The following is a 14,136-nucleotide window of genomic DNA, read 5'->3' as shown; positions in this document are numbered from 1 at the left end:
CATACTCCTAGTGTGGCTGCGTGACGCAGCGATGACGAATTAGACTTTTCAGACGGTTTTCGGGTGAAACGTCACATTCGACAGCGCGGGGTGGAGATCTGGCCCACGCGTTTCACAACAGACGCATCGCAAATAAGAGAAGTGCGGATCATAAGCGTCATTGTCACTCCCTCGTTCGTGTTGCGCTTCTCCGGACTGAACCTTCTTCGGCTCGTCTCAGGTGTTTTGGACCATAAGCGAGTCGAAGCTCCAGTTCAATCGGAATTATGAATAGCTAGAATTTTTTTCTGTTTGATGACAGCAATCGGGCAGATGTGTGAAATCTTGTTCGCGCATCTGCCTTTGTATAGGATTGCGATCACATTCGCTCACGCTCGCTCTCAAATTGGGGATCTGGCTTGTCTTGAGGCTCGAGATCGCGTGCCTGTTCGTCCTGCCCGGATTCGACGGCGGGCAGGCAGGCAGCCAAAGCTTCCACGAATTCTGCGACTGCGCCCTCCGATAGCGTGAGCGGTGCAACAACGCTGATTGCATCCGATGCCGTGGGAGGCGACACCAGGACGCCGAGGCCTTGAAGAAGGTTTGCGACCTCGGTGGCGTCCAAGCCGGAAAGCTTCAATCGAAGATCGAGACCGGATCCTTCTATACCGATGAGTGCAGGATTCCTGTTTGATAGCTCTTCCAGTCTGGTCCATAGAAGGTCCGCAGCATTCGACGCCTCACGCCGCAGCGCTGCGTCATCAAGGGCATCCAGAACTGCCAGACCCATACGACAAGCCACCGCTGTCGCATCGGGTTGCGGCAGTTCAAGTCCATCCGGCAGTACCGATCGACTGATGATGACGGCTGCCAGCCGCTCCTGGGGAACAGGCGAACCGGTGATGACAATATCCGGAGTTTGCTCTGCCGTCTGAAACGACCAGGCGTTTTTGCCGTTGCGCCAGAAGCCGGATTGCCTTTCGTCTGCAATCAAGACGGCATCCGGATCATCAAACAGCTTGTCCGCCAATTGCCGTGCAATCTCCATGGCCTGCGTTTCGTCGGTCAGAGCAAGAACGGTATCAAGATGGCCCGGCATGTCCTGAAGCAGGGCGGCCTGATACTCCGCTTCCAGGCTGGTCCCGACTGTGCCTCCGAGCGTGAGCCATTGGCGGTAAGCTGCTTCTGCAAGCACTCCATGCCCATAGCCGAGAATGCCTGCTGACCCTGTCAAATCAATCCGGCGGTGACCGAAGCTGTCGAAAAGATACTCATTCCAGCCTCGCACATAGCCTTCCCCGGCTACATCGGGCGCATCCACATTGAGACCGAGCACCATAGAAGGAGACAGGACCAGACGTTTCCAAAGCCCCAGTTCGTTTCCGGAACAGAACAAGGGCGGATCCACGTCCGGCGAGCGTGCAAGGCGAATGCGCAATCCACCGACGGATCCCTCCGGACCGCCGACCGACCCCAGACGGTCGCCCGCAAACAACATGGTCCCCTCTGCCAAGACCGTTTCAACGCCTTCGAGATAGAGAGTGGCATCCTTGCCGGAAAGAATGAGCGGGCCGCTTGTCTGCTTTACGGTGCCTCCGAACGGAGCGGCCACTGTGGCTCCAGCCGGCAGGCAGATATCGATATGAAGGGCGACGTTGCGAGCGTCAGCATCCGCCGAGCCACGAGATAGACGATACTCTCCGAAGCGGGTGGCCCCCATTTTTGTTTCCCAGGCGATTCGTGCCAGGAGACGCCAATCGATCTCGGGGTCGTTCCAGTTACCGTCCACAAAAAGCGGGCTCGTTGCGGAGAGATCGACAAGACGGAGATCCTGGAGATCCAGTTCCGGCAGAAGCGGCAGAAATTCTGCCGTTTCTGGCAAGGGCCACTCAACGGCTTGCAGGATGGCTGCATGCATCACGCCGGGTTCAACGTCGGCTGTCTTCTCAAAGCCGGTTCTGCTTTCCTGTAGTTTTGGGCTAGCGCTGACGTCCTTAGACGCAAGCTCATGCTGTGCACGCTCACGCGCAACAGTGGCAACGACCAGTGGCCAAAGCGCTGTCAGTTCCGCTTCGGTCAGGGGAAGTTCGGCGTGGAATGCCTTGATGGCTGGCAGAACGGACAATGCACCGCCCGTGCCGCGCTGCAGGATTTCTGCGCAGACGCCGGCCAGAGACGCGACAACCCAGCCGCTACCCAAAAGCTCCGGGCTGGTAAAGCCGGTCGGTACCCAACCGGCTTCCCCCGGCAGGCCAACCAGATTATCACCAATCGGTCGATGATGGATCAATTGAACGCGCAGTTGTTCTCCCAGAGGCTGAACCTGTCGAAGCGCGGTCACGGTGGCGCGAGCGATTGGATCGCGCACCGCCGGTTCGGTGAGATTTCTCAGGCAATGAACAACCTGTGGCCCGACCTGCCGCAGATCTTGATCGACGATTAGCTGAGACGTTTGGGTAGCATGTCCCTCAAGATCCGAAATGGCGACGAGATCACGAGACAACTGGGCGGCAAATGTTCCGATCCGGCCAATCTCCAGATCCGAGAGCTCCGCAAGATCCGGCATGGGCTCCCCGGGCGGAAACGCAAAAAGACGCGCAAATGCCTGATCGCCTTCCGCAAGACTTCCGTCCAGGCTGATCAGATCCGCTCCCTGCTGGGCTGCAAGCGGTTCCGGTGCGCCGATACGCCCTGTCTCTCCTCGCAACCGATGCAGCAGCTCGTGCTCGATCTTGAAGCGCTCGAATAGCTGTTGTTCTTCGCCGAAATCGAGCCTGCAGGTAACTTCTTCGTACCGAATGAAGAAGCGCGGTGGGTCGATATCGACGGGTAAGACTTCCCCGGCCAGGCCATAGTGCTCGGCAACGAATTCGTCGGCTTCAGGCCAGTAAGCTGACTGCTCGCCGTCGTTCATGGCTTCAGGGCTTGTCTCGTACTCAGCGTCAGCCATCGCTACTCCCCCGGAAGGCTGTTGATTTATAAGGAGAATAGCGCGATCAGCGCCTGCGTCCATAGCATTCGTTGAAACGCGTGTGGCTATAGGTGCTAAAGAGACAGCGAATCAGGTTGCAATGGACCGCTCAAGCAGTCTGAAACGCATCAGTTGCGGACGATAAAGACAGCTAGCTTGGCGGGTAGCGATGTGTTCCGCCTCGGTAGTCACTCACGGAATAACAGCCGTCGTCAGCCGCCTGAACAGCCTGAGGTCCGAGCACTGCCTTGCCGTGCCCGCCGGGTATGTCGAGAACGTAAGTCGGCTGGCAGAGGCCGGAGAGATTGCCACGAAGGGCAGCAACGATTTCCTGGCCCCGGGCGATATCCAATCGAAAATGACTGGTGCCGGGCGCGAGATCCGGATGATGAAGATAGTAGGGCTTCACCCGCGCCTCAACGAAGGCGCGCATCAAGGCTGCCAGCACATCCGGATCGTCGTTGACGCCCTTCAGAAGCACGGTCTGGCTGACCATCGTAATCCCGGCATCAATCAATGTTGCGCAGGCAGCGCGCGCCTCATCCGTCATTTCGCGGGGATGGTTGGCATGAAGTGCGACATAGACCGCCTTGCCGCTTTGCCGAAGGGCGTCGACCAGCTCCGCATTGATGGCGCGCGGATCGACGACAGGAACGCGGGAATGCAATCGGACGATCTTCACATGTTCAATGGAACGCAGCCTGTTCATGATCTCGGCAAGACGTCTCGGAGAGAGAACCAGCGGGTCTCCGCCCGTCAGAATGACCTCCCAGATTTCGGTTCGGGAGCGGATATAGTCCAGCGCATCCTGCAATTCTGTCGGTGACAGTGTGCCGTCGCCCGTCGGTCCGACCATTTCGCGACGGAAGCAAAAGCGGCAATAGACCGGGCAGATATGAACAGCCTTCAGAAGGACACGGTCCGGATAGCGATGTACGATACCTCGCACGGGGCTGTGCGCGCCGTCTCCGATCGGGTCCGCACGTTCTTCGTTCGTCGTCGTCAGTTCTGCAATATCCGGTATGAACTGCCGGGCAATTGGATCGTCGGGAGCGCCGCGATCAATCAGGTCGACCACGGTGTGGGTTAAGGCAATCGCATAGCGCTCAGCGACCGCCTGAGCGTCGGCCAGATGCTCCTGCGAGATCAGGTCTGCGTCCAGCAGTTCGGATGGTGTCTTGAGCGGGCGTGTTGCCATCATCGATAATCCGCGACCGGCGCCCACATGACCTGATCGATCCGGAGCGCACCAGTCGCCAGCATGACGAGTCGGTCGAAGCCGAGTGCGATGCCGCTTGAGTTGGGCATGATGGCAAGTGCCGCCAGAAAGTCTTCATCGAGCGGATAGGATTCACCGTAAACGCGCATCTTCTCCGCCATTTCGGCCTCGAAGCGCAGGCGTTGCTCCACCGGATCGGTCAATTCTCCAAAGGCATTGGCGAGTTCGACCCCGCAGGCATAGAGTTCGAACCGTTCCGCCACGCGTGGATCGTCGGAAGAAGGTCGCGCCAGAGCGGCCTCGGATACCGGATATCGGTCGAGGATCGTCATCTGTCCGTCTCCCAGATTTGGTTCGATCTTTTCGACCAGCACACGAGAGTAGAGATCTGTCCATGTATCGTCGTCTGCGTGGCGGATGCCGGCTTTACCTAATTGGTTGGCCAGAGCCACTCGGTCCGTCGTCCCGTCTTCACTGATCGTCGCCAGGATGTCGATGTCGGCAAACTTGCGGAATGCATCCGCGACGCTCAGTCTTTCTGCCGGGATGAACGGATTGCAGATCATGCCGCGATAGCTGAAAAGCGTAGTGCCCGCCGTCTTGGCTGCGAGCGCGACGAGGTCGGCGCAATCGGTCATCAGCTGCGTATAGTCTTCGCCAACCCGATACCATTCCAGCATCGTGAACTCAGGGTGATGAAGCGGCCCCCGTTCTCTGTTGCGAAAGACATGCGAAAAGCAGCTTATGCGTCGCTCACCCGCCGCCAGCAGCTTCTTGCAGGCGAATTCCGGAGAGGTGTGCAGATGCAAGGGCAGGGCTCGGCCGTCGGTTGTCAAAGCAATCGTCGAAAAGGCATGCAGATGCGCTTCGTTTCCGGGCGAAACTTGCAGGGTCGCGGTATCGACTTCGAGAAATTCGTTCGCGTCGAAATAGGCGCGGAAGGCCGACTGGATACGATTACGGCCGACAAGGAAGGGTCTACGATCGGCATGAACATCCGGCCGCCACCAGAACGAGGGCGAAAACGGGCTTTCTTGCGACACGAGATAGCTTTCCTTTCCGGCTTTCTTCTTGCGCCTTGACTGCAAAGGCTTCCACTTTCCGCGGATTTGAGGTAGTTGCGCGCCTTGAAGAAAGATCAAGCGTCAACGGTCCGTCGGCTGATTGGTCCTCTACGACGCATTCCACGCACTGACAAGCCAAGGCAGTCACAAGGAAACCCTATGGTCAAGATTATCGCCTCCTCCGTCCGCAAGGGCAATGTTCTCGATGTGGACGGCAAGCTTTACGTCGTTTTGACGGCGCAGAATTTCCATCCCGGCAAGGGCACACCGGTCACCCAGGTGGACATGCGCCGTATCGTCGACGGTGTGAAGGTCTCCGAGCGCTGGCGCACGACCGAGCAGGTCGAGCGCGCTTTCGTGGAAGACGTGAACTTCCAGTACCTTTACGAGGATGGCGAAGGCTTCCACTTCATGAACCCGGAGAGCTACGATCAGGTTGTCGTCAGCGCCGAGACCATGGGTGACCAGAAGGCCTACCTGCAGGAAGGCATGACCTGCATCCTGTCCATGCACGAAGGTGTTGCGCTGGCTCTTCAGCTTCCTCGCCATGTAACGTTGGAAATCGTCGAGACCGAGCCGGTCGTCAAGGGTCAGACCGCTTCGTCTTCCTACAAGCCAGCCATTCTTTCCAACGGTCTCCGGACCCTGGTGCCGCCTCATATCGACGCTGGCACGCGAGTCGTCATCGCGACCGAAGACAACTCCTACGTCGAGCGCGCAAAGGATTGATCCGGATCCGGTCCAACCTTTCCGACAAAGCGGGCCTCGGCCCGCTTTTTTTTGGCCATAAAGAAAGCCCCGGATCGAAGGCTCGATCCGGGGCTTTGTTGTTATCTGCCCTGCCTAGTCGCGGTTTACTGCGCCTTTGCAGCCTTGGCTGCTGCAACGATTGTTGGGCCCTTCTGGGTGCTGGTGCCCCAAGCGTAACCGCCTCCGAGCGCGACGTTGAGTGCAACATAGTCCTGTGCCTGCTGCTGGATGGCCTGCGCAAGGCTTGCCTGAGCATTCGACACCTGACGCTGGGCATCCAGAACGTCGAGCAGCGAGGACGCACCATCACGATAGCTGGCCGTCGCAAGCTGAAGCGCTTCCTGGTAGGATTTCACGGTGTTGCGAAGGGCTGCAACCGTGCGGCCGTCACGCTGTACGGCAGCGAGCGCATTTTCCACTTCCTGAATACCGGTTAACACCGTCGACTTCCAGGCGAGATAGGCTTCACGCGCCTGCGATTCGGCAGCACTCAGATTCGCACGCAGCTGACCGCCATCGAAGATAGGCAGGTTGAGCGTGGGACCGAAGGACCAGGAGATACGGTGCGCATCGGAGCCACCCACGAACTTCGTGTAGGCGGGCGTGATGGAGCCGCCAAGGCTGATCGACGGGTAGAGTTGTGATTCAGCAACGCCGATATTCGCAGTCGCCGCCGCAAGCTGGCGCTCAGCCGCCCGAATATCAGGACGGTTGCGGATGAGATCAGCCGGAACCCCTGCCTGGATATTGAAGCGAGCGACCGGCTGTGCACCGCTACGCTGTAGTTCATCGACCAGAGACGACGCAGGCATGCCGAGAAGGGTAGCAATGCGGTGTGCAGCCTGACGGAACTGGGTCTCGAAGCCGGGAATCTGCGCGATACTCGTATTCACGAGGCCTTCTGCCTGAACCACATCCAGACGCGAGGCGGCGCCGGCCTGAAGCTGAAGCTGTGTGAGATCCAGCGTTTCGCGACGGGATTTCACGTCTTGCTGCGCCAGTGCTATGCGCTGCTGGAAGTAGCGGGCATCGATATAGGCGCCAGCGACTGACGAAAGCAGCGAGAGCTTTGCGACATCGACGTTTGCATAGGCGGCATCAAGGCTCGCCAAAGCACTTTCCTTGGCACGCCGATAGCGACCAAAGAGATCGATGAACCAAGAGGCATCGAGAGAGACTGCCACAGCCGTCGAGGGTGGCGACGATACCTGCGTTCCCTTGTAACCCTTGGTACCGCTGCGCTGTTCCTGTGCTGAGAAGGTCAGGTTCGGCAAGCCGCCGGCAGCGTTTGCGGTAACGCTCGCCTCAGCCTGAGTGATTCGCTCCAGCGCCTGAAGAACAGAGAGGTTCTGATCCAGACCCTTCTGGATGTAGCCATCAAGACGGCGGTCGCGGAATGCCGTCCACCACGCTTCCTGGGCAATGTTGCCGTTGCTGCGGACGCTACCTTCCTTGAACTTTGCCGGAAGTGCGATCTCGGGAGCCTTGTGATCTGGTCCGAGGACGCAGCTGGACAGCAGGAGCATGACAAGAGGGGCTGCTGCGCGAATGGAGGTCATGTGAGCATCCTGGTTTGACGAAATACTTTTAAGCCTCGGGCCATGGGCTGCATCCCTATGCGGGAAGCAGCCATCCGTCAGCCTTAATTGTTAACGAAAGGCGGCCAAAGGTTAACCCGGGGATTTTTTACCGCCTGAAAGCTTTCGCACCACTACAAAAAACGATGGGACGAAGAAAATTCCGAGGAGTGTTGCAGAAAGCATACCACCCAGCACCCCGATGCCGATCGAGTTCTGAGCGGCCGAACCCGCGCCGGTCGCGATTGCGAGCGGTACAACGCCCAGAATAAAGGCCAGGGACGTCATGATGATTGGCCTCAATCGCAGACGAGCTGCTTCAAGGGTCGCATCGATGATCCCTACGCCTGCCGCCTGCCGATCCTTTGCGAATTCCACGATCAGGATCGCGTTCTTGGCCGCCAGGCCAATTGTCGTCAGCAGTCCGACCTTGAAGTAGACGTCATTGGACTGACCGAAGAGCAAAGCTGCTCCTAAGGCTCCCAAAACGCCCACAGGCACGGCCATGATGACCGAGAACGGAATTGACCAGCTTTCGTAGAGAGCAGCGAGGCACAGGAAGACGATCAGAACCGAGAGCGCGTACAGGAGCGGCGCCTGCGAGCCCGACAGGCGTTCCTGATAGGAGATGCCCTGCCACGCCACAGTGTAGCCGCCACCCAGCTGGGACGTCAGCTGTTCCATGGTGTCCATGGCCGTGCCCGAACTTACGCCTGCACCGGCCGAGCCATCCAGCGAGATTGCGCTGACGCCATTGAAGCGGCTGAGGGTAGGCGCGCCGCTGACCCATTGGGTCTTCATGAAGGAGGAGAAGGGAACCATCTCTCCCTGCGTGTTGCGTGCATACCAGCTGTTGATCGAATCAGCCTGCATGCGATACGCCGCATCGCCCTGGACGTAGACGGGTTTCAACTCGTTGTTCAGCGTGAAATCGTTCACATCCCTGCCAGCGAAAATCACCGAGAGCATGGAGTTGACCGTAGCGATATCCAGACCCATGGCCCCCATCTTTTCCTGATCGAGCAGGAATTTCAGCTGAGTTTCGGCCGGAGGATTGTTCGAACGCAGGGCGGATACGTTAGGATTGGAGTTGCCCTGCTGGATAAGTCGGTTGGTCGCCGCAGTTAACGCCTGCGTGCCGGTCTTGCCGCTGTCGACCACATACATGGAGAAGCCGCTTGATGTTCCCAGACCCGGAATCGCCGGTGGCTGAAGAGGGAAGACCTGAGCGTCACGCAGAGTGAAGAAGTAACCCATTGCGCGCTGCACCACTGAAGATGCAGCCAGCTTGGGGTCTTCGCGCAAGTCGAAGTCTTTCAGCTTTGCGAAGACAATGCCGTAGTTCTGGCCTGAACCGGTGAATGAGAAGCCAGAGACCGCAAAAACGTCCTGAATGGCATCCTTTTCCTTGTCCAGGTAGTAGGTCTCGATCTTCTTGATGATCTCTTCCGTCCGCGCCTGCGTGGCGCCATTGGGAAGCTGTATGATCGTCAGCAGAACGCCCTGGTCTTCCTGCGGAAGAAATGAATTGGGCAGACGCGTAAACAACCATCCGCAGCCACCGATAATGATGGCGAACATCAGCATGACGCGCAGTGGTCGCTTGAGCATGTAGCCGACGGTCGACGTGTAGCCGTTGGTCGTGCGATCGAAGTTCCGGTTGAACCATCCGGCAATTCCGCGCTTCGGGCCATGGCCTGTCGGCTTGAGGATGGTTGCGCAAAGCGCAGGTGTCAGAACGATCGCCACCAAGGCGGAGAGCAGCATTGCCGAGACAATGGTGATTGAGAACTGGCGGTAGATGATGCCGGTCGAGCCTCCGAAGAAGGCCATCGGGATGAACACGGCCGTGAGGACGAGCGCGATACCGACGATGGCGCCGGTGATCTCGCCCATCGACTTTTCCGTCGCTTCCAGCGGGGACAGCCCCTCGTCGGTCATGATTCGTTCGACGTTCTCCACCACGACGATCGCATCGTCGACGAGCAGGCCGATTGCCAGAACCATTGCGAACATCGTCAAGGTATTGATCGAGTACCCCGCAAGCGCAAGGATCCCGAAGGTTCCCAGCAAGACCACCGGCACGGCAATCATCGGAATGAATGTCGCGCGGAGGTTCTGAAGGAAGATCAGGAGCACGACGAAAACGAGGATGATGGCTTCGATCAGGGTATGGACAACCTTTTCGATCGAGAGCTGGACGAATGGCGACGTATCATACGGATAGGTGATGATGACGTTTTCTGGCAGTGAAGATGCCACGCTGCTCAAGGCGGACTTGACGCGTGCGGCAGTATCCAGTGCATTCGCTCCGGTCGCGAGGTTGACGGCGAAGCCGGTAGCCGGCTTGCCGTTGGAGCGGGAGTTCGTCGAATAGCTTTCCTGACCGATTTCGATGCGCGCCACATCGCTGAGGCGCACCGTCGCGCCGCCTGTCTCCGTCTTCAAGATGATTGACTTGAAGTCGTCCACGGTCTGCAACTGGCTTTGGGCCGTCACAGTAACGCTGATCTGCTGACCCTTTACCACAGGCAGGCCACCTAGAGATCCAACCGAGACCTGCTGGTTCTGTGCCTGGATGGCCGCAGTCACGTCAGTCGGAGTCAACTGAAACTTGTTCAGCTTGAATGGATCAAGCCAGATCCGCATCGCATAGCCGGTGCCGAACACCTGAATGCTACCGACGCCTTCGAGTCTCTTGATCTGATCTTCGATCTGCGTGCTGAAGATGTCACCAAGCTCCACCGGCATGCGCTTCGAATCGGTCGAGACGAGCGCGCCGACGAGCAGAATGCTGGATGTGGACCGGGTAACCGTGATGCCAGCCGTCTGGACGACATCGGGCAGTTGTGACTGAACCAGCTGCAGTTTGTTCTGTACCTGGACCTGAGCAATATCGGGGTCGATGGTATTGCCGAATGTCAGGGTGACGGTTGCAGAACCGGTGCTTGAGGAGGATGTCATATAGGTCAGATCATCCAGCCCGGTCATGCCGTCCTCAATGATCGTCGTTACGGACTTTTCAACGGTTTCCGCGCTTGCGCCGGTGTAGGTTGCCGAGATGCGAACCGTGGTCGGGGCGATTTCCGGGTATTGTGCAACGGAAAGCGTGGTGATCGCCAATCCACCGCCAAGCATGATGATGATCGCGATGACCCAAGCAAAGATCGGTCGGCGAATGAAAAATTTGGCCATTGGTTATTCCTTGACGCCTGACTTTCGTGCCGACTAGCTTTAAGGTTTTGCAGGGGAAGCTGCCGGAGGCTGAGCTGCGGCCTGCTCGACGACGAAGCCGTTTTCATCAAGCTTGGCGTCAACCGGTGCGACCACAGCACCCTCTGCGATCCATTGGAAGCCATCGACGATCAGCTTGTCGCCGTCCTTGATATTGCTCGTGACCAGCCAGTTCGTGCCCGAAAGCTGGGTGTTATCGAAAGTGCGCGTTTCGACCTTGTTCTCGGCGGTGACAAATTTCGCTGTCAGAGAGCCGTTTGCATTACGGTTTGCGGCTCGCTGAGGAATGAGAAAACCATTCTCGTAGCCGACGATGACCGTTGCGCGAAGGTAAGTGCCCGGCAGGATGAGGTTGTTCGGATTATCGAAGACAGCACGGATCTGGTAGGTTCCGGTTGTCTCGCTGACGGCCATCTCGGCCATATCGAGCTTTCCAGTCTTGTCGTATTTCGTGCCATCTTCCAGTGTAAGCGTTATATCGGCCTCAGTCTGGCTGCCTTTGAGCCGGCCGGCCGCAATTGCGGAGCGTAATTCGAGCAGGTTGGCACTGGAGTCGGTCAAGTCGACGTAAATTGGATCGATCCGCCGCAATGTCGTCAGCGCTGTCGTCTGATTGGCGGTTACAATATTGCCGATGCTGACAGTCGAGATGGTCGTCACACCATCGAAGGGTGCCTTGATCTCGGTATATCCCAGATTGATCTGGGCGCTCTGGAGAGCCGCTTTTGCCTGCGCAACATCAGCCTGCGCCTGCAGGAGCGTTACCCGGGCATTCTCATATTCGATCTGTGTCGCGCCGCTATTGACCAAGCGTTCATAGCGATTGAGGTTGGCTTGAGCACTCGGCACGCTTGCTTCAGCTTTCGCAAGGGCAGCCTTTGCTTCCTCCAGCGAGGCGGCATAGGTGTCATCGTCGATCTTATAAAGAACGTCGCCAGCCTTGACCGTGCTTCCTTCCTTGAATTTGATCTGCTCGATCATGCCATTCACGCGCGGGCGAATCTCGGCGGTCTGGAAAGCAACGGCCCGACCCGGCAGAACCCGAGTTACAGGCTGTTCTGCCTGTTTCATTGTGACCACACTCACTTTCGAAGGTGGCCTCTGCTGTCCGCCTCCCGCTGCCTGGTTTGCTCCAGCCTTCTGGTTTCCCTGCTCACTGCAGCCCACGAGTGCGAGTGACAGCATGAGCGGAAGAACGTAACGACGTGTGTTCATGAGGCGGGATCCGGTTTCGTGGGGCAATCGGCAATTAGATGCGGGCTTGATAATGGAGCAAGTTCGACGCCAAGCAAGAGAACTGCGCGCGCAAAGGCGCACGATCCGTGCATTCAACATAGAACGTTAAAAGTGACGTAATTCACAAATCGTCACTTAGCAAGTGGATTCTGCAGTGCAATATTCACAAGTTCGACAATTTCATCGCAGCGCATTTCGAGCTCTTCCATAGGAGTTCGGACGAGGAAGACGGGATGAAGAATGGTCACGAAAGCTGCCGCGACAGCTCTGCTGCGTGCCGGAATGTCCCGACAATAATAGATATTTGATTCGATGCCGTGCCGTATGAGACCTGCGAACAGTCCTTCGATCATTTCGCCATAGCGCGCGCCGCTGGCCATTTCCGTTTCGGACAGGATGAGCAGCATCTCAATCATGTAAGGTGCGGTCTTGAAGGCTGCCAGATGCATGGCCATCAACTGGTGCGCAACGCTTCGCAAGCGGTCTGGTGCAGGCTCCTCCACGTTCAGAGCCTGCAACTGTGCTGCCATATTCTCGATGCTGCGTTGGCAGATAGCATCGGCCAATGCGACCTTTGAGTGAAAATGCTTGAAGACATTGGCAGGCGACATACCGAGTGCCTGTGCCACGTGCGCGATCGAAGAGCCAGCTATGCCGCGTTCGGTGAATACCCGCTCGGCCATATCCAGGATTTCAGCTCTTGTGTCCTCAGCTTTTCGTCTTGGTCTACGCACGTGGCCGTTTCTGCCTTTGATTTTCTTTCGACGTTCAGCCCTTGGAATAATAGGGTTCCAGGTTCGATCGCAGGCGCGCATGGATATCGACATCTGCAGAGATGGGATCGATGACCTTGCCCGTAATCTTGTTGTAGGCGTCACGGTAGACGCGCGCTGTCGCTTCAACAAGATCCCCCGGGATTGTCGGAATGTCATCCTTGTAAGGATCGCATCGCTCGGCGACCCAGTTGCGAACGAAATCCTTGTCAAAACTCTCGGGCTTCTCACCTGCCTCAAAGCGGCTCTGGTAGCTATCCGCCATCCAGTAGCGACTGCTGTCGGGCGTATGGATTTCGTCGGCCAGAATGATCGTTCCGGATTCGTCGACCCCGAACTCATACTTCGTATCAACCAGAATCAGTCCATTCTTCGCTGCCAATGTCTGACCGCGATCAAACAGTGCCAGAGCGTATCCACTGACGACGTCCCACTGTGCTTGTGTCAACAAACCGCCTTCCACGATCTCCTTCTCAGAAAGCGGTTCATCATGGCCGCCATCGAAAGCCTTGCTCGTTGGCGTGATGACAGGCTGTGGCAGAGCCTGGTTGTCACGCATGCCATCCGGAAGGTTAAGGCCATACATCGTGCGCTTACCCTGCTTATAAAGCGTCAGAAGCGACGTCCCTGTCGTTCCGGCGAGATAACCCCGAACAACAACTTCCACCGGCAGGATGTCCAGTCGCTTGCCAATAACAACATTGGGATCTGGGTAATCGAGCACATGGTTAGGGCAAATATCTTTCGTGTTCTCGAACCAAAACCGCGCGGTTTGCGTGAGGACGCGACCCTTGTCCGGTATGACTGCCAGGGCACGGTCGAACGCACTCAAACGATCGCTGGCAACAATGATGCGACGCCCGTCCGGCAAATCGTAATTGTCACGGACCTTTCCACGATAGTGATTTGGGAGTTCAGGTAGTTCGACCTCGGCCAATACGTTCATCATTTTCATCCCGATATCGGCCGTGGAAAGGCCGCGTGGTTCATATGTGTTATCGAACCTTTCTATCGCACGTGAAAGAGCTCCAGAACAAGCCGACAAGACATAGACAAGCATCACGGAAACACGGTTGTCGCGACGGTCAAATCTCAATGGATCCTGCGCAAGAAATGGTCACTGCCTGCTCAAAAGCTAGCCAAACTGAAAATATAGATCGTAATATCAACGACTTATCATTTTCGTTGAATGATTTTGAAATCGTCTGTTGACGGATAAAATTGGTTTCCCTATAACGCCGATCACTGACGAGGGCGGCGGCGCTGCTGGCGACGAAGTCCTTCGTTCTTGAGAAAGTCTGGGTTTGACTGGATAGTTTCTCGAGGGATTGAT

Annotated in this window: 10 protein-coding genes; 1 reads left to right on the top strand and 9 read right to left on the bottom strand. The window is 57.2% G+C overall.

Going from position 1 to position 14,136, the window contains the following annotated elements; all coding sequences use genetic code 11:
- Positions 1-358: 358 nt before the first annotated feature.
- The 3 genes from ASD54_RS24430 to epmA all read right to left on the bottom strand — a co-directional run bounded on the left by ASD54_RS24430 (position 359) and on the right by epmA (position 5,212).
- The gene (locus tag ASD54_RS24430) at positions 359-2,929 is read right to left on the bottom strand and encodes an aminotransferase class III-fold pyridoxal phosphate-dependent enzyme (protein WP_062557209.1); all 2,571 of its coding nucleotides are present in this window, start codon (positions 2,927-2,929) and stop codon (positions 359-361) included.
- A gap of 172 nt (positions 2,930-3,101) precedes the next feature.
- Positions 3,102-4,151: a lysine-2,3-aminomutase-like protein gene (locus ASD54_RS24425; protein ID WP_062557208.1), complete on the bottom strand. Its 1,050-nt coding sequence runs from the start codon at positions 4,149-4,151 to the stop codon at positions 3,102-3,104.
- The gene (gene epmA / locus ASD54_RS24420) at positions 4,148-5,212 is read right to left on the bottom strand and encodes an EF-P lysine aminoacylase EpmA (protein WP_062557321.1); all 1,065 of its coding nucleotides are present in this window, start codon (positions 5,210-5,212) and stop codon (positions 4,148-4,150) included. The genes ASD54_RS24425 and epmA overlap by 4 nt, the downstream gene beginning before the upstream one ends.
- A 180-nt stretch (positions 5,213-5,392) precedes the next feature.
- Between epmA and efp the strand changes: the two genes are divergently transcribed.
- Complete coding sequence (efp, locus tag ASD54_RS24415) at positions 5,393-5,962, top strand: elongation factor P (RefSeq protein WP_062557207.1); 570 nt, start codon at positions 5,393-5,395, stop codon at positions 5,960-5,962.
- A 125-nt stretch (positions 5,963-6,087) separates the two neighbouring features.
- Here efp and ASD54_RS24410 read toward each other — a convergent pair whose 3' ends face one another.
- The 6 genes from ASD54_RS24410 to ASD54_RS27100 all read right to left on the bottom strand — a co-directional run.
- A complete protein-coding gene (locus ASD54_RS24410) occupies positions 6,088-7,542 on the bottom strand; it encodes an efflux transporter outer membrane subunit (protein WP_062557206.1) in 1,455 nt (484 codons plus the stop codon).
- 111 nt (positions 7,543-7,653) lie between these two features.
- The gene (locus ASD54_RS24405; RefSeq protein ID WP_062557205.1) at positions 7,654-10,755 is read right to left on the bottom strand and encodes an efflux RND transporter permease subunit; all 3,102 of its coding nucleotides are present in this window, start codon (positions 10,753-10,755) and stop codon (positions 7,654-7,656) included.
- Positions 10,756-10,794: 39 nt separating this feature from the next.
- Positions 10,795-12,009 (bottom strand): efflux RND transporter periplasmic adaptor subunit, encoded by a 1,215-nt coding sequence (locus ASD54_RS24400; RefSeq protein WP_082547378.1) that lies wholly within the window; start codon positions 12,007-12,009, stop codon positions 10,795-10,797.
- Positions 12,010-12,161: 152 nt separating this feature from the next.
- Positions 12,162-12,713 (bottom strand): TetR family transcriptional regulator, encoded by a 552-nt coding sequence (locus ASD54_RS24395; protein ID WP_062557204.1) that lies wholly within the window; start codon positions 12,711-12,713, stop codon positions 12,162-12,164.
- Positions 12,714-12,798: 85 nt separating this feature from the next.
- Positions 12,799-13,749, bottom strand: a complete 951-nt coding sequence (locus tag ASD54_RS24390) for a phosphoribosylaminoimidazolesuccinocarboxamide synthase (RefSeq protein WP_062557319.1) — start codon at positions 13,747-13,749, stop codon at positions 12,799-12,801.
- A 139-nt stretch (positions 13,750-13,888) separates the two neighbouring features.
- A partial coding sequence (locus tag ASD54_RS27100) for a hypothetical protein (RefSeq protein WP_210170900.1) occupies positions 13,889-14,136 on the bottom strand: 248 nt, incomplete at its 5' end.

The sequence above is a fragment of the Rhizobium sp. Root149 genome, assembly GCF_001427345.1.
GTDB classification, from domain to species: Bacteria; Pseudomonadota; Alphaproteobacteria; order Rhizobiales; family Rhizobiaceae; genus Neorhizobium; species Neorhizobium rhizoryzae.
Note: the sequence above shows the minus strand (reverse complement) of the source record. Positions and strands in the feature narration are given on the sequence as shown.